This window comes from Citrobacter sp. Cb004, assembly GCF_030337065.1.
Taxonomy (GTDB): domain Bacteria; phylum Pseudomonadota; class Gammaproteobacteria; order Enterobacterales; family Enterobacteriaceae; genus Citrobacter; species Citrobacter braakii.
Genome location: NZ_JAOWCH010000042.1, coordinates 80,550 through 103,458, shown reverse-complemented (window position 1 = coordinate 103,458; position 22,909 = coordinate 80,550). Strand labels below are relative to the sequence as shown.

General features: G+C 53.5%; 22 protein-coding genes. 13 read left to right on the top strand and 9 right to left on the bottom strand.

The features are described from left to right. Positions 1–147: 147 nt before the first annotated feature. Positions 148–1,128, bottom strand: coding sequence for an IS5-like element ISKpn26 family transposase (locus OGV65_RS03955; RefSeq protein ID WP_000019445.1), 981 nt, complete (start codon positions 1,126–1,128; stop codon positions 148–150). 384 nt (positions 1,129–1,512) lie between these two features. After that, positions 1,513–1,725, bottom strand: coding sequence for a 50S ribosomal protein L31 (rpmE, locus tag OGV65_RS03950; protein WP_008787040.1), 213 nt, complete (start codon positions 1,723–1,725; stop codon positions 1,513–1,515). Between the two features lie 257 nt (positions 1,726–1,982). On the opposite strand from rpmE, the gene priA reads away from it, so the two are divergent. The 7 genes from priA (at position 1,983) to rraA (ending at position 9,969) form a co-directional block, all read left to right on the top strand. Further along, entirely contained in the window at positions 1,983–4,181 is a 2,199-nt protein-coding gene (gene priA, locus OGV65_RS03945; RefSeq protein ID WP_286454626.1) for a primosomal protein N', read from the top strand. Between the two features lie 156 nt (positions 4,182–4,337). Next, positions 4,338–5,363, top strand: coding sequence for a DNA-binding transcriptional regulator CytR (gene cytR / locus OGV65_RS03940; RefSeq protein ID WP_016157916.1), 1,026 nt, complete (start codon positions 4,338–4,340; stop codon positions 5,361–5,363). A 93-nt stretch (positions 5,364–5,456) separates the two neighbouring features. Continuing rightward, positions 5,457–6,431 carry a cell division protein FtsN gene (gene ftsN, locus OGV65_RS03935; protein ID WP_286454625.1) on the top strand — a complete coding sequence of 325 codons (975 nt, stop codon included), beginning with the start codon at positions 5,457–5,459 and terminating at the stop codon, positions 6,429–6,431. Between the two features lie 91 nt (positions 6,432–6,522). Further along, the gene (gene hslV / locus OGV65_RS03930; protein ID WP_003028805.1) at positions 6,523–7,053 is read left to right on the top strand and encodes an ATP-dependent protease subunit HslV; all 531 of its coding nucleotides are present in this window, start codon (positions 6,523–6,525) and stop codon (positions 7,051–7,053) included. A gap of 9 nt (positions 7,054–7,062) precedes the next feature. Continuing rightward, entirely contained in the window at positions 7,063–8,394 is a 1,332-nt protein-coding gene (gene hslU / locus OGV65_RS03925; RefSeq protein WP_003028803.1) for an ATP-dependent protease ATPase subunit HslU, read from the top strand. A 67-nt stretch (positions 8,395–8,461) separates the two neighbouring features. Beyond that, a complete protein-coding gene (gene menA, locus OGV65_RS03920; protein WP_047497579.1) occupies positions 8,462–9,391 on the top strand; it encodes a 1,4-dihydroxy-2-naphthoate polyprenyltransferase in 930 nt (309 codons plus the stop codon). Positions 9,392–9,483: 92 nt separating this feature from the next. Beyond that, complete coding sequence (rraA, locus tag OGV65_RS03915; protein ID WP_008787034.1) at positions 9,484–9,969, top strand: ribonuclease E activity regulator RraA; 486 nt, start codon at positions 9,484–9,486, stop codon at positions 9,967–9,969. Positions 9,970–10,190: 221 nt separating this feature from the next. Here the strand turns inward: rraA and zapB are convergent, their stop codons facing one another. After that, on the bottom strand, positions 10,191–10,436 hold the full coding sequence (gene zapB / locus OGV65_RS03910) for a septal ring assembly protein ZapB (RefSeq protein WP_019077914.1): 246 nt from the start codon (positions 10,434–10,436) through the stop codon (positions 10,191–10,193). 428 nt (positions 10,437–10,864) lie between these two features. On the opposite strand from zapB, the gene OGV65_RS03905 reads away from it, so the two are divergent. From OGV65_RS03905 to fpr, 4 genes are all read left to right on the top strand, one after another. Continuing rightward, the gene (locus OGV65_RS03905; protein ID WP_016155255.1) at positions 10,865–11,710 is read left to right on the top strand and encodes an MIP/aquaporin family protein; all 846 of its coding nucleotides are present in this window, start codon (positions 10,865–10,867) and stop codon (positions 11,708–11,710) included. Positions 11,711–11,732: 22 nt separating this feature from the next. Next, positions 11,733–13,241 (top strand): glycerol kinase GlpK, encoded by a 1,509-nt coding sequence (glpK, locus tag OGV65_RS03900; RefSeq protein WP_016155254.1) that lies wholly within the window; start codon positions 11,733–11,735, stop codon positions 13,239–13,241. 135 nt (positions 13,242–13,376) lie between these two features. Further along, positions 13,377–14,387 (top strand): class II fructose-bisphosphatase, encoded by a 1,011-nt coding sequence (gene glpX, locus OGV65_RS03895; protein WP_016155253.1) that lies wholly within the window; start codon positions 13,377–13,379, stop codon positions 14,385–14,387. A 95-nt stretch (positions 14,388–14,482) separates the two neighbouring features. Beyond that, entirely contained in the window at positions 14,483–15,229 is a 747-nt protein-coding gene (gene fpr / locus OGV65_RS03890; protein ID WP_016157907.1) for a ferredoxin--NADP(+) reductase, read from the top strand. Positions 15,230–15,267: 38 nt separating this feature from the next. Here the strand turns inward: fpr and OGV65_RS03885 are convergent, their stop codons facing one another. Then, positions 15,268–15,699: a DUF805 domain-containing protein gene (locus OGV65_RS03885; RefSeq protein WP_047497573.1), complete on the bottom strand. Its 432-nt coding sequence runs from the start codon at positions 15,697–15,699 to the stop codon at positions 15,268–15,270. 100 nt (positions 15,700–15,799) lie between these two features. Between OGV65_RS03885 and OGV65_RS03880 the strand changes: the two genes are divergently transcribed. After that, entirely contained in the window at positions 15,800–16,396 is a 597-nt protein-coding gene (locus OGV65_RS03880) for a YiiQ family protein (RefSeq protein ID WP_016155250.1), read from the top strand. A gap of 111 nt (positions 16,397–16,507) precedes the next feature. After that, positions 16,508–17,275: a triose-phosphate isomerase gene (tpiA, locus tag OGV65_RS03875; protein ID WP_003028783.1), complete on the top strand. Its 768-nt coding sequence runs from the start codon at positions 16,508–16,510 to the stop codon at positions 17,273–17,275. Positions 17,276–17,356: 81 nt separating this feature from the next. Here the strand turns inward: tpiA and OGV65_RS03870 are convergent, their stop codons facing one another. The 5 genes from OGV65_RS03870 to fieF form a co-directional block, all read right to left on the bottom strand. Then, positions 17,357–18,661 (bottom strand): SLC13 family permease, encoded by a 1,305-nt coding sequence (locus OGV65_RS03870; RefSeq protein WP_141876152.1) that lies wholly within the window; start codon positions 18,659–18,661, stop codon positions 17,357–17,359. 73 nt (positions 18,662–18,734) lie between these two features. Continuing rightward, a complete protein-coding gene (locus tag OGV65_RS03865; RefSeq protein ID WP_286454624.1) occupies positions 18,735–19,484 on the bottom strand; it encodes a CDP-diacylglycerol diphosphatase in 750 nt (249 codons plus the stop codon). 104 nt (positions 19,485–19,588) lie between these two features. Continuing rightward, positions 19,589–20,578 (bottom strand): sulfate/thiosulfate ABC transporter substrate-binding protein Sbp, encoded by a 990-nt coding sequence (gene sbp, locus OGV65_RS03860; RefSeq protein WP_016155247.1) that lies wholly within the window; start codon positions 20,576–20,578, stop codon positions 19,589–19,591. 206 nt (positions 20,579–20,784) lie between these two features. Further along, positions 20,785–21,747 carry a 6-phosphofructokinase gene (gene pfkA, locus OGV65_RS03855; RefSeq protein WP_003028778.1) on the bottom strand — a complete coding sequence of 321 codons (963 nt, stop codon included), beginning with the start codon at positions 21,745–21,747 and terminating at the stop codon, positions 20,785–20,787. Positions 21,748–21,932: 185 nt separating this feature from the next. Then, positions 21,933–22,835 (bottom strand): CDF family cation-efflux transporter FieF, encoded by a 903-nt coding sequence (gene fieF, locus OGV65_RS03850; protein WP_016155246.1) that lies wholly within the window; start codon positions 22,833–22,835, stop codon positions 21,933–21,935. Positions 22,836–22,909: the final 74 nt, after the last annotated feature.

Sequence of the window (22,909 nt, the reverse complement as noted above, 5' to 3'; positions counted from 1 at the left end):
GGAAGGTGCGAATAAGCAGGTCATTTCTTCCCAAGCTGACTCGCTGATTAAAATTTCGCGGATCTGGGCCGATTTTTTTCCCGCAAACACATCGAATCAGCCTATTTAGGCTATTTTTTCCACCATTTCTGGCGTTATTTCCGGTTTTTACTGAGATCTCTCCCACTGACGTATCATTTGGTCCACCCGAAACAGGTTGGCCAGGGTGAATAACATCGCCAGTTGGTTATCGTTTTTCAGCAGCCCTTTGTATCTGGCTTTCACGAAGCCGAACTGCCGCTTGATGATGCGAAACGGGTGCTCCACCCTGGCACGGATGCTGGCTTTCATGTATTCGATGTTGATGGCCGTTTTGTTCTTGCGCGGATGCTGCTTCAAGGTTTTTACCTTGCCGGGACGCTCGGCGATCAGCCAGTCCACATCCACCTCGGCCAGCTCCTCGCGCTGTGGCGCTCCTTGGTAGCCGGCATCGGCTGAGACAAATTGCTCCTCTCCATGAAGCAGATTACCCAGCTGATTGAGGTCATGCTCGTTGGCCGCGGTGGTGACTAGGCTGTGGGTCAGGCCACTCTTGGCATCGACACCAATGTGGGCCTTCATGCCAAAGTGCCACTGATTGCCTTTCTTGGTCTGATGCATCTCCGGATCGCGTTGCTGCTCTTTGTTCTTGGTAGAGCTGGGGGCCTCAATGATGGTGGCATCCACCAAAGTGCCTTGGGTCATCATGACGCCTGCTTCGGCCAGCCAGCGATTGATGGTCTTGAACAATTGACGTGCCAGTTGATGCTGCTCGAGCAGGTGGCGGAAATTCATGATGGTGGTGCGATCCGGCAGGGCGCTATCCAGGGATAATCGGGCAAACAGGCGCATGGAGGCGATTTCGTACAGGGCATCTTCCATGGCACCGTCGCTCAGGTTGTACCAATGCTGCATGCAGTGAATACGCAGCATGGTCTCCAGCGGATAGGGCCGTCGGCCATTGCCCGCCTTGGGATAAAACGGCTCGATGACAGCGGTCATATTCTGCCATGGCAGAATCTGCTCCATGCGGGAGAGGAAAATCTCTTTTCGGGTCTGACGGCGCTTAGTGCTGAATTCACTATCGGCGAAGGTGAGTTGATGGCTCATGATGTCCCTCTGGGATGCGCTCCGGATGAATATGATGATCTCATATCAGGAACTTGTTCGCACCTTCCCTAGGAAATTGCCCATCTCGCTCCGTCCATAAATGAGGAAACGATGAAGGAATAAGAATAATTTTATATTTCCACGAAAGTGTATTTTAGAAAGAAGGAAGAAACCTTTGGTATTTTGCCAAAGATTGGCATAAGTGGCAAAAACAAGAAGATAAAAAGGACGCAGATCACCAGTTGAAACATTTTATCGTAAAAATAAAAACACTGTTTTATTTATTAAATAAAAGACATCATTCAATACATCAATACGAATTTCAGTCTGCAGGCACAGATACAAAAAAAGCGCCATAAGGCGCTTTTTTCTGACAGCTGAAACTTACTTGCTGCCTGGGATGCTGAAACGCTTGTTGAAGCGATCAACACGGCCACCGGTAGCAACATCACGCTGCTTGCCAGTATAGAACGGGTGGCACTGACCGCACACGTCCAGGTTCAGATCGTGACCGACGGTAGAGCGGATTTTCATGACGTTACCGCAAGAGCAGTTTGCAGTAATTTCTTCGTATTTCGGGTGAATATCTTTTTTCATGGGAAAACCTCGGTTTAAGGCCGCGTCGCTCTTCCAGCCCTAACGCCAGACACCACGCGATGTTAATTATTCCCCGTCACCTTTCACGCTGCATCAACAGCCTGAAACTCTCGGGTAATGGTCATTGTTTGACGCAATCAATTTGCATCAAAGGCGGCGAATCATACAGAAATTAACCTGCTCATGCAAACTGATCCGCATTCTACCCTTCACTAATGTGTATACTAACCCGCCAGATTTCAAGTCAGGATGATTCAATGCCCGTTGCGCACGTTGCCTTACCCGTTCCGCTACCTCGCACCTTTGACTACCTGCTGCCGGAAGGCATGAGCGCCAAAGCCGGGTGTCGTGTACGCGTGCCCTTTGGCAAGCAACAGGAGCGCGTGGGCATCGTTTTATCCGTCAGCGAGCACAGCGAACTGCCGCTGAGCGAATTGAAAGCCGTTCTCGAAGTGCTGGACAGCGAGCCGGTTTATTCGACCTCCGTCTGGCGTCTGCTGCTGTGGGCGGCTGACTATTATCACCATCCTATCGGCGACGTACTGTTTCACGCCATGCCGATTCTGCTGCGCCAGGGACGCCCGGCGACAAACGCGCCCATATGGTACTGGTTTGCCACTGAAGAAGGTCAGGTTATTGATCTCAACAGCCTTAAGCGCTCTCCCAAGCAACAGCAGGCGCTGGCTGCGCTACGCCAGGGAAAAATCTGGCGCGACCAGGTGGCTGAGCTCGAATTTAATGACGCCGCATTACAGGCGCTGCGGAAAAAAGGGCTGTGCGATCTGGCGAGCGAAACGCCTGGTTTTAGCGACTGGCGTACCCATTACGCGGTTTCCGGTGAGCGTCTTCGACTGAACACCGAGCAAGCCACCGCCGTCGGGGCGATTCACAGCGCCGCGGACAGTTTTAGCGCCTGGCTATTAGCGGGCGTGACGGGCTCAGGCAAAACAGAGGTCTATCTAAGCGTACTGGAAAATGTCCTGGCCCAGGGCAAGCAGGCGCTGGTGATGGTGCCGGAGATTGGCCTGACGCCGCAAACTATTGCCCGTTTTCGCGAACGCTTCAATGCGCCAGTCGAAGTCCTGCACTCCGGTTTGAACGACAGCGAACGTCTTTCGGCCTGGCTGAAAGCAAAAAATGGCGAAGCGGCGATTGTTATCGGCACACGCTCATCGCTGTTTACACCGTTTAAAAATCTCGGCGTGATTGTCATCGACGAAGAGCACGACAGCTCTTATAAACAGCAGGAAGGCTGGCGCTATCATGCGCGCGATCTCGCGGTTTATCGCGCCCACAGCGAGCAGATCCCGATTATTCTCGGCTCAGCCACTCCGGCTCTGGAAACGCTGTGCAACGTGCGACAGAAAAAATATCGCATGCTGCGCCTGACGCGTCGTGCCGGAAATGCGCGCCCCGCCACTCAGCACGTGCTGGATCTCAAAGGTCAGCAGGTGCAGGCCGGACTTGCCCCTGCGCTTATCACCCGTATGCGTCAGCACCTGCAGGCGGATAACCAGGTGATTCTGTTTTTGAACCGCCGGGGCTTTGCTCCTGCGCTGCTGTGCCATGACTGCGGCTGGATTGCCGAATGTCCGCGCTGCGATCACTACTACACGCTGCATCAGGCACAGCACCATTTACGCTGCCACCACTGCGACAGCCAGCGCCCAATACCACGTCAGTGCCCTTCCTGCGGCTCAACGCATATGGTTCCGGTTGGACTCGGCACCGAACAGCTTGAGCAGGCTCTGGCCCCTTTTTTCCCCGGTGTGCCAATCTCACGCATCGATCGCGACACCACCAGCCGTAAAGGGTCGCTGGAGCAGCATCTGGCGGAAGTACATCGCGGCGGCGCACGAATTCTGATCGGCACGCAAATGCTGGCCAAGGGCCACCACTTCCCGGACGTCACCCTGGTGGCGCTTCTGGACGTTGACGGCGCGCTGTTCTCTGCAGATTTCCGGTCGGCAGAACGCTTCGCCCAGCTTTACACGCAGGTCTCCGGGCGAGCAGGACGCGCCGGGAAACAGGGCGAAGTGGTGCTACAAACGCACCATCCTGAACATCCGCTGCTGCAAACTTTGCTGTACAAAGGTTATGACGCGTTTGCCGAGCAGGCGCTGGCCGAGCGACAAACGCTCCAGCTTCCACCGTGGACCAGCCATGTGATTGTGCGGGCAGAAGATCATAACAACCAGCATGCGCCTATGTTCTTACAACAGTTGCGAAATCTGATCCAGGCCAGTCCGCTTGCCGATGACAAACTGTGGGTGCTCGGCCCGGTTCCCGCCCTGGCCCCCAAGCGCGGCGGTCGCTATCGCTGGCAAATTTTGTTGCAACATCCGTCGCGAATTCGCCTGCAGCATATCGTCAGCGGCACACTGGCGCTGATCAATACGTTACCCGATGCACGTAAGGTTAAATGGGTGCTGGATGTCGATCCCATCGAGGGATAATCCCTCACGATGCGAGGCGGATCGTAAAATTAAAGATCCATCACACTTTTTATGAAAATTCTGTAACCGCTTCCATTAACTATCTGATAAAAATGTTTCAGATGAAGGCTATTCAAGGACGAGTCTGTGCCAGCAGCTCTCTGGCGAGGAGAAAGAGTGAAACCGAATAAGCAGGTTGCCGCCGCTACGATGAAAGATGTTGCTCTGAAGGCGAAAGTCTCAACGGCAACCGTATCCCGCGCGTTAATGAACCCGGACAAAGTCTCGCAGTCAACCCGTAACAAGGTTGAACAGGCTGCGCTGGAAGTGGGATATTTACCCCAATCAATGGGACGCAACGTTAAGCGTAATGAATCACGTACCATTCTGGTGATTGTCCCGGATATCTGCGATCCGTTTTTTAGCGAAGTGATTCGCGGCATAGAAGTGACCGCCGCTGAGCAGGGATATCTGGTGCTTATCGGCGACTGCGCCCACCAGAATCAGCAGGAAAAGACCTTCCTCAACCTCATTATCACCAAGCAGATCGATGGCATGGTGCTGCTCAGCTCGCGCCTGCCGTTTGATGCCAGCGTGGAAGAGCAGCGCAACTTGCCGCCGATGGTCATGTCCAACGAGTTCGCGCCAGAGCTGGAACTCCCCACCGTGCACATTGATAATCTCACCGCCGCCTTCAACGCGATGAACTATCTGCTGGAACTGGGGCATAAACGCATTGGCTGTATCGCCGGACCAGAGGATATGCCGCTGTGCCATTACCGTCTGCAAGGTTACGTTCAGGCATTGCGTCGCAGTGGAATTACGGTCGATCCGCATTTCATCGCGCGTGGTGACTTTACCTATGAAGCGGGAGCCAATGCGCTTAAGCAGCTCCTTGAGCTTCCACAGCCACCTACTGCGGTCTTTTGCCACAGCGATGTCATGGCGCTGGGGGCACTCTCTTACGCCAAACGTCAGGGTCTGAAGGTACCTGACGATTTATCCATCATTGGCTTTGATAATATTTCGCTCACGGAATTTTGTGATCCACCCCTGACAACCGTCGCACAGCCGCGTTTCGATATCGGACGTGAAGCTATGCTGTTACTGCTCGATCAACTACAAGGTCAGAACGTCAGCAGTGGCTCACGTTTACTGGACTGCGAGCTTATTATTCGGGGCACTACCCGGGCACTGACGTAAAGTAAAGTGCTTTCGGACTCCCCTGTCTGGTCAAAGGCCCGCCGCTTAAGTAACATGGCGGGCTGACGAACGAATAAATACAGCGAAACGATAGTGGCACAACGAGATTATGTACGTCGCGGCCAACCGGCACCTTCGCGGCGCAAGAAGAGCACATCACGGAAAAAACAACGCAATACGCCTGCGGTATCGCCCGCTATGGTTGCTATTGCTGCAGCCGTACTCGTGACCTTTATCGGTGGTCTGTACTTCATTACGCATCACAAGAAAGAAGAGTCCGAAACGCTGCAAAACCAGAAAGTCACCGGTAATGGCATCCCGCCAAAACCGGAAGAGCGCTGGCGATACATCAAAGAGCTGGAAAGCCGTCAGCCTGGCGTACGTGCGCCTACCGAACCGTCTGCAGGCGGCGAGGTACTGAACGCCGATCAGCTTACCAATGAGCAGCGCCAGTTGTTGGCGCAAATGCAGGCCGATATGCGCCAACAGCCAACGCAGCTCAACGAAGTACCGTGGAACGAACAAACTGCTGAACAACGCCAGCAAACGCTGCAGCGTCAACGTCAGGTGCAACAGCAGCAGTGGAATAACACCCAACAGCAGGCTCAACAGCCGCGCCAACGGGTAACAGAACAGCCGTACCAGCAGCAGCAAACGCGTACTGCGCAAGCCGCACCGGTACAGCAGCCGAAGGCGCAGCCAAAACCGGCGGCTCAACAGCCGTATCAGGATCTACTGCAAACACCTGCGCATACCACCGCCGCTCAACCGAAAACGCAGCCGGCCGTGCCGATAACAAATGAAACACAGCCACCAAAACAGACGGCGGAGAAAAAAGATGAACGCCGCTGGATGGTACAGTGCGGCTCATTTAAAGGCGCTGAGCAGGCAGAAACCGTGCGCGCGCAGTTGGCTTTTGAAGGCTTCAACTCACGTATTACCACCAATAACGGCTGGAATCGCGTGGTCATTGGTCCGGTCAAAGGCAAAGAGAATGCCGACAACACCATCAGCCGCCTGAAAGTTGCTGGTCACACAAACTGCATTCGACTCGCCACTGGGGGTTGAAACCCCCAAAATCCCCCCCATCTATACTTGCATTACGCCCCGCATACTGCGCGGGGCCTGTGTTTTGCATTTGTAACCAAGGGGTCTGCTCGTGACAACAATAGTAAGCGTACGCCGTAACGGCCATGTGGTAATCGCCGGTGATGGTCAGGCCACACTGGGTAACACCGTAATGAAAGGCAACGTGAAGAAAGTCCGCCGTCTGTACAACGACAAAGTCATCGCGGGCTTTGCGGGCGGTACTGCGGATGCATTCACGCTGTTTGAACTGTTTGAACGCAAGCTGGAAATGCACCAGGGTCACCTGGTGAAAGCTGCCGTTGAGCTGGCAAAAGACTGGCGTACCGACCGTATGCTGCGCAAACTCGAAGCGCTGCTGGCCGTTGCGGATGAAACTGCATCACTCATCATCACCGGTAACGGCGACGTCATCCAGCCAGAAAACGATCTGATTGCCATCGGCTCCGGCGGTCCCTACGCCCAGGCTGCTGCACGCGCTCTGCTGGAAAACACCGAGCTTGGCGCACGCGAGATTGCTGAGAAAGCGTTGGATATTGCAGGGGATATCTGCATTTATACCAACCACTTCCATACCATCGAAGAATTGAACTCCAAAGCGTAAGGATCCCCCATGTCTGAAATGACCCCACGCGAAATTGTCAGCGAACTGAACAAACACATCATCGGCCAGGATAACGCTAAACGTTCCGTGGCGATTGCCCTGCGTAACCGCTGGCGCCGCATGCAGCTCAACGAAGAGCTGCGCCATGAAGTTACGCCGAAAAACATTCTGATGATTGGCCCAACCGGCGTCGGTAAAACCGAAATCGCCCGTCGTCTGGCAAAACTGGCCAACGCGCCGTTCATCAAAGTTGAAGCAACGAAATTCACCGAAGTCGGCTATGTTGGTAAAGAAGTTGACTCTATCATCCGCGATCTGACCGATGCTGCCATCAAAATGGTCCGCGTTCAGGCCATCGAGAAAAACCGCTTCCGTGCCGAAGAGATGGCGGAAGAGCGCATTCTCGACGTGCTGATCCCACCAGCTAAAAATAACTGGGGACAGTCAGAGCAGCCGCAGGAACCTTCTGCAGCGCGTCAGGCGTTCCGTAAAAAACTGCGTGAAGGCCAGTTGGATGATAAAGAGATCGAAATCGATCTCGCGGCCGCACCGATGGGCGTTGAAATCATGGCGCCTCCGGGAATGGAAGAGATGACCAGCCAGCTACAGTCCATGTTCCAGAACCTGGGCGGTCAGAAGCAAAAACCGCGTAAGCTGAAAATCAAAGACGCGATGAAGCTGCTGATTGAAGAAGAAGCGGCCAAACTGGTGAATCCGGAAGAGCTGAAACAGGAAGCTATCGACGCCGTTGAGCAACACGGAATCGTGTTTATCGACGAAATCGACAAAATCTGTAAGCGCGGCGAATCCTCCGGCCCGGACGTGTCCCGTGAAGGCGTACAGCGCGACCTGCTGCCGCTGGTTGAAGGCTGCACGGTCTCCACTAAACACGGTATGGTGAAAACAGACCACATTCTGTTTATCGCCTCTGGCGCATTCCAGGTAGCGAAACCGTCTGACCTGATCCCGGAACTGCAGGGTCGTCTGCCGATTCGTGTCGAGCTGCAGGCGCTGACCACCAGCGATTTTGAGCGTATCCTTACCGAACCGAATGCCTCCATCACCGTCCAGTACAAAGCGCTGATGGCGACCGAAGGTGTGGACATCAACTTCACCGAATCGGGCATTAAACGCATTGCCGAAGCCGCCTGGCAGGTCAATGAAACCACCGAAAACATCGGTGCACGTCGTCTGCATACCGTTCTCGAGCGTCTGATGGAAGATATTTCCTATGATGCGAGCGATTTAAACGGCCAAAGCATCACAATTGATGCCGAATATGTGAGCAAACATCTGGATGCGCTGGTCGCAGATGAAGATCTGAGCCGTTTTATCCTATAATCGCGTTCAATGCATTTTCATCACTGTTGATGGGGCTGATAAAGCCCCATTTTTATTGGCGCTAAATATGACTGAACAACAAAAAATTAGCCGCTCACAAGCCTGGCTGGAAAGTTTACGACCTAAGACCTTACCGCTCGCCTTCGCGGCGATCATCGTCGGTACGGCATTAGCATGGTGGCAAGGATACTTCGATCCGCTGGTTGCTCTGTTGGCATTGATTACGGCAGGACTGCTGCAAATTCTGTCCAACCTCGCTAACGACTATGGCGATGCCGTCAAAGGCAGCGACAAGCCCGATCGCATTGGACCGCTGCGTGGTATGCAAAAAGGGGTTATCACCCAACAGCAGATGAAGCGTGCGCTGATCGTCACCGTGGTGTTGATTTGTCTGTCAGGTCTGGCCCTGGTTGCTGTGGCCTGCCACACGCTGGCGGATTTTGTCGGTTTCCTGGTACTTGGGGGCCTGTCGATTATCGCGGCGATCACCTACACCGTGGGTAATCGCCCTTACGGATATATCGGTCTGGGCGATATTTCCGTGCTGGTATTCTTTGGCTGGCTTAGCGTGATGGGAAGCTGGTATCTGCAGGCGCATACGCTGATTCCGGCGCTGATTCTGCCTGCCACCGCCTGTGGCCTGCTGGCAACTGCCGTGCTCAACGTCAACAACCTGCGCGATATCAACAGCGACAGAGAGAACGGCAAGAACACACTGGTAGTACGTTTAGGTGCCGTCAATGCCCGCCGCTACCATGCCTGCCTGCTGATGGGTACGCTGGTCTGCCTGGCGCTGTTTAACTTGTTTTCGCTACAAAGTCTGTGGGGATGGCTGTTTATCCTTGCCGCTCCGCTGCTTTTCAAACAGGCGCGTTACGTGATGCGCGAAATGGATCCTGCGGCAATGCGTCCGATGCTGGAACGCACCGTAAAAGCGGCGCTATTAACTAACTTGCTGTTTGTCGTTGGAATTTTCTTAAGTCAGTTGTCTCTTTAACTGACAAATATCAATTAACAATTGATGATTTTGCCAACAGTACACATAGCGCGATATACTAAAAATTCTCGCAGCAACTGAACGTTAAGCCTATGAAATACGATACATCCGAGCTTTGTGACATCTATCAGGAAGATGTCAACGTCGTGGAACCGCTGTTCTCTAACTTTGGAGGACGGTCGTCGTTTGGCGGACAAATCATCACGGTAAAATGTTTCGAGGACAACGGGTTGCTGTACGATCTGCTCGAACAAAATGGCCGTGGTCGCATTCTGCTGGTCGATGGCGGCGGTTCTGTCCGTCGTGCGCTGGTCGATGCCGAACTGGCGCGACTGGCCGTACAGAATGAATGGGAAGGTCTGGTCATCTACGGCTCAGTCCGCCAGGTAGACGATCTGGAAGAACTGGATATCGGCATTCAGGCGATTGCCGCAATTCCGGTAGGTGCGTCAGGAGAGGGTATTGGGGAAAGCGATGTGCGCGTCAACTTTGGCGGCGTGACATTCTTCTCCGGCGACCACCTGTACGCCGACAACACCGGGATAATCCTCTCCGAAGACCCGCTCGATATCGAGTAAGTGAAAAAGGCACCGCAAGGTGCCTTTTTTATGCGTTGTCACTGATTGCCAGTTGGCGGCTTACGCCTTATCCGGCCTACAGGCACTCGCAGTCTACATCCTCTATAGATTTCGCGTCAGGGCAAGGCGGCAAGTAAGTGAATCCCCAGGAGCATAGGCCACTATGTGACTGGGGTGAATGTACGCAGCCAACGCCGCCATAACGTGAAATATGACGAGGATTAGACTTCTTCCATACGCCCCAACAGGGCATGCAGACGATCCTGCCAGCCGTTCTGCTGTTCTTTCAGGTTGTTGTTCTCACGCTCCAGCTCTTCACGCTGCTGCTGTGCAGACTGAACTTCCTGCGACAGTGAGTTGTTCTTTTCTTTCAGCTCTTCGATTTCCATCTGTAACAGCGTGATGGTATCAATCGCCTGCTGTACTTTTGCTTCCAGTTTCTCAAACACTTCTAATGACATCGTCATACCTCTCCTGAATTGCAAGGCGTTGATGGATAAAAATCCTCGTCCCGATAACCGGCGACGCCTTAATAAAAACGAGCGCACTCTACTTAACACCGATTGTATGAAGCCGCGTCATCCCTGTCCAGCGGCATCCCGCGCAGATTGCGGTTTGCAACACTTTTCGTCTTTCTCCTGGTGACATTACTATCATAACTCTTAAGTGTTAACGAATTGATCATTGAAATGATTCAGCTCACACTATTTTTGTATAACAAATACCGCGAAATGGCGCGATAACGCTCATTTTGTTGATGGAGTACACACATTTTAATTTCGATATTTCTCGTTTTTGCGCGTTAACGATAAATTAACAGTGTGCCTACCGGCTCCGGGGATGTCAGTGACCTTCTCGCATACAATAAACATTAAACTCTCTTCAGGATCCGATTATGAGTCAAACATCAACCTTAAAAGGCCAGTGCATTGCTGAATTCCTCGGTACCGGGTTGTTGATTTTCTTCGGTGTGGGATGTGTCGCTGCACTCAAAGTTGCTGGGGCTACTTTTGGTCAGTGGGAAATCAGTATCATCTGGGGTCTGGGGGTAGCGATGGCTATTTATCTGACCGCAGGCGTTTCTGGTGCACACCTGAATCCAGCGGTAACCATCGCACTCTGGCTATTCGCCTGCTTTGATAAACGCAAAGTTGCTCCTTTTATTATTTCGCAAATTGCCGGCGCCTTTTGCGCAGCGGCACTGGTTTACGGGCTTTATTACAATCTTTTCATCGATTTCGAACAAACTAACCATATCGTGCGCGGCAGTACCGAGAGCCTGGGTCTGGCAGGTACTTTCTCGACCTATCCGAACCCGCATATCAATTTTGTGCAGGCCTTCGCGGTTGAAATGGTCATTACCGCTATTCTAATGGGGCTGATTCTGGCTCTGACCGACGATGGTAACGGTGTACCTCGTGGTCCGCTGGCACCACTGCTGATCGGCTTGTTGATTGCCGTTATTGGTGCTTCCATGGGTCCGCTAACAGGTTTTGCGATGAACCCAGCACGTGACTTCGGACCGAAACTCTTCGCCTGGATGGCCGGATGGGGTGAGATTGCCTTCACGGGTGGTCGTGATATCCCTTACTTCCTGGTCCCGGTGTTTGGCCCGATTACCGGCGCGATTTTAGGCGCATGGGCATATCGCAAACTGATTGGTCGCCATTTACCGTGCGATGTCTGCGCGATTGAAGAGAAAGACGTTGCGACCAACACTCAACAAAAAGCTTCGCAGTAATGTGACTACGGGACAAATAATCATGACTGAAAAAAAATATATCGTTGCGCTCGACCAGGGCACCACCAGCTCCCGCGCGGTCGTAATGGACCACGATGCGAATATCGTTAGCGTTTCACAGCGCGAATTCGAGCAAATCTACCCGAAAGCAGGTTGGGTAGAACATGACCCAATGGAAATTTGGGCGACCCAAAGCTCCACGCTGGTAGAAGTTCTGGCGAAAGCCGATATCAGTTCCGATGAAATTGCAGCGATCGGTATTACCAACCAGCGTGAAACCACCATCGTCTGGGAGCGTGAGACCGGTAAACCTATCTATAACGCAATTGTGTGGCAGTGTCGTCGTACCGCGGATATCTGCGAAAAGCTCAAGCGCGACGGAATGGAAGAGTACATCCGTAATAACACGGGTCTGGTAATTGACCCGTACTTTTCCGGCACTAAAGTGAAGTGGATCCTCGACCACGTGGAAGGCTCACGTGAGCGCGCTCGTCGCGGCGAACTGCTGTTCGGTACGGTAGACACCTGGCTTATCTGGAAAATGACGCAGGGACGTGTACACGTAACGGATTACACCAACGCCTCTCGTACCATGCTGTTCAACATCCACTCCCTGGACTGGGATGACACGATGCTGGATGCGCTGGATATTCCGCGTGCAATGCTGCCAGAAGTGCGTCGTTCTTCTGAAGTGTACGGCCAGACCAACATCGGTGGTAAAGGCGGCATTCGTATTCCTATCTCCGGTATTGCCGGTGACCAGCAGGCCGCTCTGTTTGGCCAACTGTGCGTGAAGGAAGGGATGGCGAAAAACACCTACGGTACCGGCTGCTTCATGCTGATGAACACTGGCGAGAAAGCCGTTAAGTCCGAAAATGGACTACTGACCACCATCGCCTGCGGACCGACCGGGGAAGTGAACTACGCGCTGGAAGGTGCGGTATTTATGGCTGGCGCATCCATCCAGTGGCTGCGCGATGAAATGAAACTCATCAGCGATGCATTCGACTCTGAATATTTCGCCACCAAAGTGAAAGATACCAACGGCGTGTACGTCGTTCCGGCATTCACAGGCCTTGGCGCACCGTACTGGGACCCGTATGCACGCGGAGCCATCTTCGGCCTGACCCGTGGCGTAAACTCCAACCACATCATCCGCGCAACGCTTGAGTCTATCGCTTACCAGACCCGTGACGTACTGGAAGCGATGCAGGCTGACTCCGGTATTCGCCTGCACGCCCTGCGCGTTGATGGCGGTGCGGTCGCCAACAACTTCCTGATGCAGTTCCAGTCCGATATTCTCGGCACGCGCGTTGAGCGCCCGGAAGTCCGCGAAGTCACCGCATTGGGTGCTGCGTACCTTGCCGGTCTGGCAGTAGGTTTCTGGCAGAATCTGGATGAACTGCAGGAGAAAGCGGTCATCGAGCGTGAATTCCGCCCGGGCATCGAAACCACCGAGCGTAATTTCCGTTACAGCGGCTGGAAAAAAGCGGTCAAACGCGCCATGGCGTGGGAAGATCACGACGAGTAATTCGTCATTGCCGGATGGCGACGTTACCTTGTCCGGCAATATCTTCGTGCGGGGGCAACCCCGCACACACATCAATAATCTAGTCCCCTCCCCTGTGCTACACTTCGCGCCATTCCTTTCAGCTACGAGTTTGCAATGAGACGAGAACTTGCCATTGAATTTTCACGCGTGACCGAAGCGGCCGCGCTGGCTGGCTATAAATGGCTGGGCCGCGGCGATAAAAATACCGCTGATGGCGCGGCGGTGAACGCCATGCGTATTATGCTCAACCAGGTCAACATCGACGGCACCATCGTGATTGGCGAGGGTGAGATTGATGAAGCGCCGATGCTGTTTATCGGCGAGAAAGTCGGAACCGGCCACGGTGATGCGGTCGACATCGCCGTCGATCCTATCGAAGGCACGCGTATGACGGCAATGGGCCAGGCGAATGCACTGGCGGTGCTGGCTGTAGGCGATAAAGGCTGTTTCCTGAACGCGCCAGACATGTACATGGAAAAGCTGATTGTCGGCCCTGGCGCAAAAGGGTCCATCGACCTGAACCTGTCGCTGGAAACCAACCTGCGAAACATTGCAGCCGCGCTGAACAAACCACTGAGTGACCTGACCGTCACCATCCTGGCAAAACCACGCCATGACGAGGTTATTGCAGAGATGGCGAAACTGGGCGTGCGCGTCTTCGCCATTCCTGACGGCGACGTTGCGGCCTCGATTCTGACCTGTATGCCTGACAGCGAAGTTGACGTGCTGTACGGTATTGGCGGCGCTCCGGAAGGCGTGGTTTCCGCGGCCGTCATCCGCGCGCTGGACGGCGACATGCAGGGCCGCCTGCTGGCGCGCCATGACGTCAAAGGCGATAGCGAAGAGAACCGTCGTATTGGCGAACAGGAACTGGCCCGCTGCACCGCGATGGGCATTGAAGCGGGCAAAGCGCTGCGTCTGGATGAAATGGCGCGCAGCGACAACGTCATTTTCTCCGCTACCGGCATCACCAAAGGCGATCTGCTGGAAGGGATTAGCCGTAAAGGCAACATCGCAACCACCGAAACGCTGTTGATCCGCGGCAAATCACGCACGATCCGCCGCATTCAGTCGATTCACTACCTCGATCGCAAAGATCCCGATGTGCAGGCGCACATCCTGTAATTGATTTGATCAATAGAGCCTTCCAGCCCATCCGGGCTGGAAATCTTTCGTCCAACGAACGAAGATAAGGCAATCAAAGCAGACAGGAGAAAACCATGGCAGATTGGGTAACAGGCAAAGTCACAAAGGTGCAGAACTGGACCGATGCCCTGTTTAGTTTGACCGTGCGAGCTCCGGTTCTTCCTTTCACTGCAGGTCAGTTCACCAAGCTTGGCCTTGAGATCGACGGTGAGCGCGTCCAGCGCGCCTATTCCTACGTGAATGCGCCCGATAACCCCGACTTAGAATTTTATCTGGTGACAGTTCCCGACGGCAAACTCAGCCCTCAACTGGCGGCGCTAAAGCCTGGCGATGAAGTTCAGGTGGTGAGTGAGGCCGCTGGATTCTTCGTGCTGGATGAAGTCCCTGATTGCGAAACGCTATGGATGCTGGCAACCGGCACGGCTATCGGCCCGTATTTGTCGATTCTGCAACTAGGCAAAGATCTGGGTCGCTTTAAAAATCTGGTGCTGGTCCACGCCGCACGCTATGCCGCCGATTTGAGCTACCTGCCATTGATGCAGGCGCTGGAAAAGCGCTACGAAGGTAAATTACGCATCCAGACGGTTGTTAGCCGTGAGACAGCCGTAGATTCGCTGACCGGGCGTGTACCGGCGCTGATTGAAAGCGGTGAACTGGAAAAGGCGGTAGGGCTGCCAATGGATAAAGAAACCAGCCATGTGATGTTGTGCGGAAATCCACAAATGGTACGCGACACGCAGCAACTGCTGAAAGAGACCCGGCAGATGACCAAACACCTGCGCCGTCGACCGGGCCATATGACTGCTGAGCACTACTGGTGAGGGTTGCCGGGCGGCGCTTGCGCTTCTCCGGTCGACAACTACTGGCGCTCGGCTTTGTACTTTACGTCCTGCGTATCCTTACCATATTTATTTTCGTCCTGGGTGCCAATGAACGCGCCCAGATCGATGAGCATGCCGACCAGAATGAGCGTCGGAACAAAGCGACCAACCGCCCATTGCCAGACGCCGGGTAACATCGTCCAATTTCCGGCCAGCAGCATCCACGCCAAAATCATCAGCAGCGCCCACGCTCCAGAACGTCCCCGATCGTGCAGGCGTTTTACCGTCACTGCCGCCGTCGGCCATAGCAGACAAACCAGACAAAATGCCGCAGTCTGAATATCGAGTAATTGCTTGCTCGCCAGCGAGAACAGAACCAGCATTCCGACGATCCACAGACCTATCCAAATCCAGAAATCACGGCGCCCGATGCGCCCTTTAAATGAGAATAACCACTGCTGTATGGTCATGTAAGTTCCTTTATTATTACCTTCCAGAACAGTTTACCCTTTTGACAAGCCCGACAGTTACCGTTTTAATCGTGAGCAGTCATAACGAAAGGTACGATTGATGAAGCAAGGATTTACACTGTTTTTATTATTGTTTTCAGCCTTCACCGCGAGCGTTGCGGCACGGGCGGAAGAGCCATCGACGGCAACCACGGCCCCCTATTTACTGGCGGGTGCGCCGACCTTTGACCTGTCGATTAGCCAGTTTCGCGAAAACTTTAATACGCAGAATCCGAAGCTTATCCTGAATGAGTTCCGCGCCATCGACAGCAGCCGCGATCGGGCAAACCTCACCCGCGCGGCCAGTAAAATCAATGAAAACCTGTATGCGTCCTCCGCCCTTGAGCGCGGTACGCTAAAAATCAAAAGTATGCAGATAACCTGGTTGCCGATTCAGGGACCAGAACAAAAGGCGGCCAAAGCGAAAGCGCTGGAATACATGACCGCCGTCATTCGTACCGTCGCGCCGCTACTGACGAAAGAGCAGAGCCAGAAAAAGCTGCAAAAACTGCTCGCTGCCGGCAAAGGTAAACACTATTACGCCGAAACAGAAGGCGCAATTCGCTATGTTGTGGCAGATAACGGTGAAAAAGGGCTGACCTTCGCTGTTGAACCGATTAAGCTGGCACTATCAGAAAGTCTTGAGAAGGCGAATTGATGACAAAAAGCAAAGCCTTTCCGCAGACGAATCTCTATACTGTTTCACAGACCATGCTGCCCTGACGGGCGGCCATATTCCTTAATTCGCTGACAAGCGTGGAGAAATGAAATGCGACATCCTTTAGTGATGGGTAACTGGAAACTGAACGGCAGCCGCCACATGGTAAACGAACTGGTTGCTAATCTGCGTAAAGAACTGGCTGGCGTTGCTGGCTGTGCAGTAGCAATCGCTCCGCCGGAAATGTATATCGACCTGGCGAAACACGCCGCTGCCGGTAGCCACATTATCCTGGGCGCGCAGAACGTTGACCTGAACCTGTCTGGCGCATTTACCGGTGAAACAAGTGCTGAAATGCTGAAAGATATCGGCGCGCAGTACATCATTATCGGTCACTCTGAACGTCGTACTTACCACAAAGAGTCTGACGAGCTGATCGCTAAAAAATTCGCCGTGCTGAAAGAACAAGGTCTGACTCCGGTTCTGTGCATCGGTGAAACCGAAGCAGAAAACGAAGCGGGCAAAACTGAAGAAGTCTGTGCACGTCAGATCGACGCCGTTCTGAAAACTCAGGGCGCGGCAGCATTCGAAGGCGTCGTTATCGCTTACGAACCAGTATGGGCTATCGGTACCGGTAAATCTGCAACTCCTGCTCAGGCTCAGGCTGTTCACAAATTCATTCGTGACCACATTGCTAAAGCTGACGCGAAAATCGCTGAACAAGTTATCATCCAGTACGGCGGTTCCGTAAACGCAGCGAACGCAGCAGAACTGTTCGCTCAGCCGGACATCGATGGCGCGCTGGTTGGCGGTGCTTCTCTGAAAGCAGATGCCTTCGCGGTCATCGTTAAAGCAGCAGAAGCGGCTAAACAGGCGTAATGCTGTTGAGGCGGGTAGCGCTTCGCTGACCCGTCCTTCAAGACTGTAGGCCCGGTAAGCGTTAGCGCTACCGGGCTTTTTTTACAACTTACCCAACACGCTAAACCACAGATAATCCAGCGGCAGAAGAAGCAGATATGTTGCCGTCGCCAGCGCGATACACAGCAGCATCCCCGCCCTCGCAGGCACTTTCCCAAGCGCCATCGCCACCACAATCGGCGAAGCCTGATACGGCAGTAGCGGTGTGGAATACCCCAATACCTGAATCATAATCACCGACAGCAGCGGGAACCCAGTCGCATCGGCAAAACTTTGCGCCAGAGTGGTATACAGCGCCGGAACGCCGTTCGCCGTCATAATAAAATTGAGTGCGGTGGTAATGCCGGTCAGCGCGAGAAAGCTGGTAAATGGTTTTTCCGCATCCAGCGGCATCACCTGTAACAGCGCCTCGCCCACTGCACTGCCAATGCCGGTCTGGGTAACGGTGATTGCCAACCCCAGAATCCCCGCCACGTAAATGCAGGTCCTGATATTTACCCCGGAGGAAAACTCGTCGCCATTGATAAAACCAATCCGTGGTAGCAGCGTGATAACCGCCGCCGCCAGCCCGGTCCACGCAGGCCCTATACCGTGCCAGCTTTCACTTACCCACAGCAGCAGCACCACTGCTAGCATCCATGCAAGACGTTTTTCATCCCGGCTCATTGGTTCCGCTGGCGTGAGATCGCGCGGTGCGTGGGGCTTGCCAGGGAACAGCCAGCAGATAAGCATGATGAGCACCGCGCCTTTAAGCCAGCCCAGAACCGGCGTATGCAGCAGCAAATAGGGAAGATAATTGAGGTGGATGCCGTAAGAGCCTTCCGCCGCGCCGCTCATTACCAGATTTGGCACGTTAGCGGGTAAAATGGTCGCGGAAAGCTGGAACGTCCCAAACCCGACGGCCAGCGCCAGACCATACCAGGCGCGCGTACCCTCGTTAATTCCGGCACGCTTCGCCATTGCGGCAACAATCGGCATCAGCAGCGCAATACGCCCCATATTGGACGGCATCACAAACGCCAGCGCGTAACTGAGCAGCACCACGCTCGCCACCATTAACGGCCAGGAATCGGTCAATCGCGATGACAGCGCTCTCGCCGCCCTGTCCGCCAGCCCCGTTTTGCGAATCGCGATACCCAGCACAAAACCACTAAAGACCAGCCAGAATGCCGAAGACGCAAATCCGCCAAAGATCACATCCGCAGGTGCGATTTTGGCGACCATTGCTACGGCAAAGAACAGCAGCGCCGTTATAAACTCCGGCAGTAGTGACGTCGCCCAGAGCAGGATGGTAATGCCAATCACCAGAGAGGGGATAAACAGAGGGTGTGTAAGCCAGAGCGACATGCCTGTCTCCTGTTGTTTTTTTCAACAAGAATACGGGGACAGACATGCGGAGTAAATGCCAGATTAGGTGGGGTTAACGCAGAATATCACATTGATGATCCTGAATTTCCTCAGCGGAGGCGAGATTGAGCGACAACAGATTGCGCTGGGTCGCCAGCAGGACAAAGGACTCATCGCTCTGACGCACCATCGCCAGCGCATAGCTGCCCATGTGCTCACGCGCATCCGGCACCTCTTCCGCCAGCATCATAAACGGGCTGCGTTGCGCCAGTTCATTTTCCGTGACGCGACGCGCCAGATATTCATTACCGCGCAGCCCACCCGGTAATGGCAGCCAACGGGTGCTGATTTTCGCCAGATTGTCATCCAGCTGTTTTCTGACATCGGTTCGCAGGCAGGAGATATGAATATGCAGATGATTTTGCGTACGCCCACTACGCGAGTTAATGGTCAGCGATACCGCTTTGTCAGGGATTTCCTGACCGTATTTTTGGCTCATAAAGCTGCGCGCCTGCCAGGCCAGCCAGAAAAAGTTCGGCGTACCTGATTTCAGCAGCAGCGGGCTTTCCGTTCCGTTGATGCGCCAGGTCGGCATCAACAGGTATTGCAGTGGGCCGTTACGATCCTTGAACACCACATATCCGGCATCCGGCTTCACTTCGGCGCACGGCGTGGGATCCTGCTGCTGCAACTGGTGCGGCAGGCATTGCTGAAGAACAATCTGGCGTAATGCGTCCGGGTTACCGGTGAATTTCCAGTACCCGATACCTGCAGCAGCGGCGACTACAATCACCGCCAGTAAAAGATAGCCTGCTTTTTTCATTACGCGTTCCCTGTATCTCATTGAAGGGCAAGAGTAACGCAAAACCATGACAAATAAAAAACCCAGTCGCGTTATGCCACCGGGTCGGTAAATCACAGACTTATTTAGCGCTTGCTGATCTGGTCAAACGTACCACCGTTTGAGAAGTGCTCTTTCTGCGCTTTCGTCCAGCCGCCAAACTCTTCGTCGATGGTGAACAGTTTCAGCTTCGGAAATGCATTTTCGTATTTCTTCGCAACGTCTGCATCACGCGGACGATAGTAGTTTTTCGCTGCAATTTCCTGACCTTCCGGTGAGTAGAGATATTTCAGGTAGGCTTCCGCCACCGTTTTGGTGTCTTTCTTTTCCACTACTTTGTCGACCACGGAAACGGTCGGTTCCGCGAGGATAGATTCACTCGGCGTCACTATCTCGAATTTGTCTTTGCCCAGCTCGTTTGTCGCCAGCAGGGCCTCGTTTTCCCAGGCGATCAGCACATCACCGATACCGCGTTCAACGAAGGTATTGGTTGAGCCACGCGCACCGGAGTCCAGCACTTCAACATTCTTATACAGGGCCTTCACGAAGTCTTGTGCCTTGGCCTGATCGTTGTTGTTGTGGTGCAAGGCGTAGCCCCATGCCGCCAGATAGTTCCATCGTGCGCCGCCTGAGCTTTTCGGGTTTGGCGTAATGACCGACACGCCTGGTTTGATCAAATCGTTCCAGTCATGAATTTGTTTGGGGTTGCCTTTGCGGACCAGGAAAACGATGGTGGAGGTGTATGGCGCGGAGTTATCCGGCAGACGCTTAATCCAGTTTTTATCGATACGACCACGTTCAGCAATGGCATCCACATCGTAAGCCAGCGCCAGCGTCACGACATCGGCTTCAATGCCGTTAATGACGGAGGTCGCTTGTTTACCCGAACCGCCGTGCGACTGGCGGATCACGACGTTGTCGCCCGTTTCCTGCTTCCAGTGCGCGCTGAAGGCCTTATTGTACTGCTCGTACAGTTCACGCGTTGGATCGTACGATACGTTAAGTAACTGAATATCCTTTGCCAGAACGCTGGTCGATGCCAGCAATAATGTTAACCCTACGCCCCATTTGTTCATCGCCCAGCTCTCTTATGTGGTGTTGTGATGAGCAAAGCGTGCCAGAAAGGTATCCAAACATTAAAGAATAAAAAAAGATTTGCTATAACTTGGGGGAATAAATGCGGGGAATTGTGCCGAATGGTGGTTAGCGGCTCATCAGGCCTACAAGTCTTTACAACCTGTAGGCCTGATGCGCTTAGCGCCATCAGGCGCGGAAAAAACAATCAGTACAGTTTTTTCGCGCAGTCCAGCCAGTCACCTTTGAACGGACGCTTCATGTTTTCAATCGCGTCGATGATGTCGTGGTGAACCAGTTGCTCGTTCTGAATACCTACACAGCGACCGCCGTGACCGGCCAACAGCAGTTCAATGGCATATGCGCCCATACGGGACGCCAGGATACGGTCGTAAGGCACCGGAGAACCACCACGCTGGATGTGACCCAGTACGGTTGAGCGCGTTTCACGACCCGTTTCTTTCTCGATGTAATGCGCCAGTTCGTCAACGTCACACATGTGCTCAGTGATCGCCACAATCGCGTGTTTTTTACCTTTCGCGATGCCTGCTTTGATTTCAGCAACCAGATCGTCACGGCTGAATTCCACTTCCGGAACCACCACGAACTCACAGCCGCCAGCAATGGCAGCAGCCAGAGTCAGATCGCCACAGTAGCGGCCCATCACTTCAACGATGGAAATACGCTGGTGAGAAGAAGAGGTATCACGCAGACGGTCAATCGCTTCGACTACGGTACCCAGAGCGGTGAAATAACCGATGGTGTAGTCGGTGCCTTTGATATCGTTGTCGATAGTGCCCGGCAGACCGATGCATGGGAAGCCCATTTCAGTTAGGCGTTTTGCCCCCATGTATGAACCGTCACCACCGATAACAACCAGCGCGTCAATGCCACGCTTTTTCAGGTTTTCGATAGCCACGGCACGCACGTTTTCGTCGCGGAATTCCGGGAAGCGGGCAGAACCGAGGAATGTACCGCCACGGTTGATCATGTCGGACACGCTGTAGCGGTCAAGTTGAACCATACGGTCTTCATACAAACCCAGGTAGCCATCATGGATCCCCATGACTTCCAGCCCTTCCGTCAACGCTGCACGTACAACACCACGGATTGCTGCGTTCATGCCCGGCGCATCACCGCCGCTTGTCAACACACCGATTTTCTTAATCATGACTACCTCTGAACTTTGGAATGCAAAATGAAATCTGCTGCCGGAAGTCGATTCCGCATATCGAAACGATCCAACGAATATGCAGATAGTATAACAATCACTTCCTGCTGAATTGATTCAGGTCAGGCCAAATGGTGGTAATTTATACACAAAATGCTGGCCCGGTTCACTTTTTTTACAACGAATTATAAAAGCTCAAACATCTTGCCTTCCTTGGGTACGACCGAACAGGGATCCTGATGAATGATGACATCCGATCCCGGGAAACGCCGTAAAATTGCCTGCTCTACCTGTTCAGCCACTAAATGCGCCTGAACGAGCGGCAGATTATCTTCCATTTCCAAATGAATCTGAATAAAGCGGGTCGGCCCTGACTGCCGCGTGCGAAGATCGTGAGCGCCGCTGACTCCAGGCCAGGACGTCACAATATCAATAATTTCCTGACGTTCTTCATCGGGTAAAGCGCGATCCAGCAAAGACTGTACCGCCTCATAACCCATGCGTAATGCACTATATAAAATATAGATGCCAATCCCGAGCGCAAACAAGGCATCTGCGCGATGCCAGCCGTACCATGCCAGCCCAAGCGCCACGAGAATCGCACCGTTCATCATAACATCAGACTGATAATGAAGCATATCCGCCCTAACGGCCTGACTTTGCGTGCGCTTCACCACCCAGCGCTGAAACGAGACCAGAATGATTGTACACACTAACGCAATGATGGTGACAACCACCCCGACGCCAGGATCTTTCATTGGCGTGGGTTGGATGAGATGCTGAATCCCGGTCAGGAATAAAAACAGCGCCGAACCGGAAATAAACATGCTTTGCGCCAGCGCCGCCAGCGATTCCGCTTTTCCGTGTCCGAACGTATGTTCATCATCGGCCGGTTGCAAAGAATAGCGCACCACCAACAGGTTGGTTAACGACGCGGCGATGTCCACCAAAGAATCCACCAGCGCTGCCAGAATACTGACCGATCCGGTGTACCACCACGCAAAAATCTTGATCAAAAGTAACAGCGATGCCATCACGGTCGCCGCGATAGCCGCCCGGCTAACCAGCCGCCCATAGGTTTGATTCATAAACACTCCTGCCATGATATGCCGCTAGTATAACGGATGAAGTAAAACAGTCAGGCAATAACCGAGTGACAAAT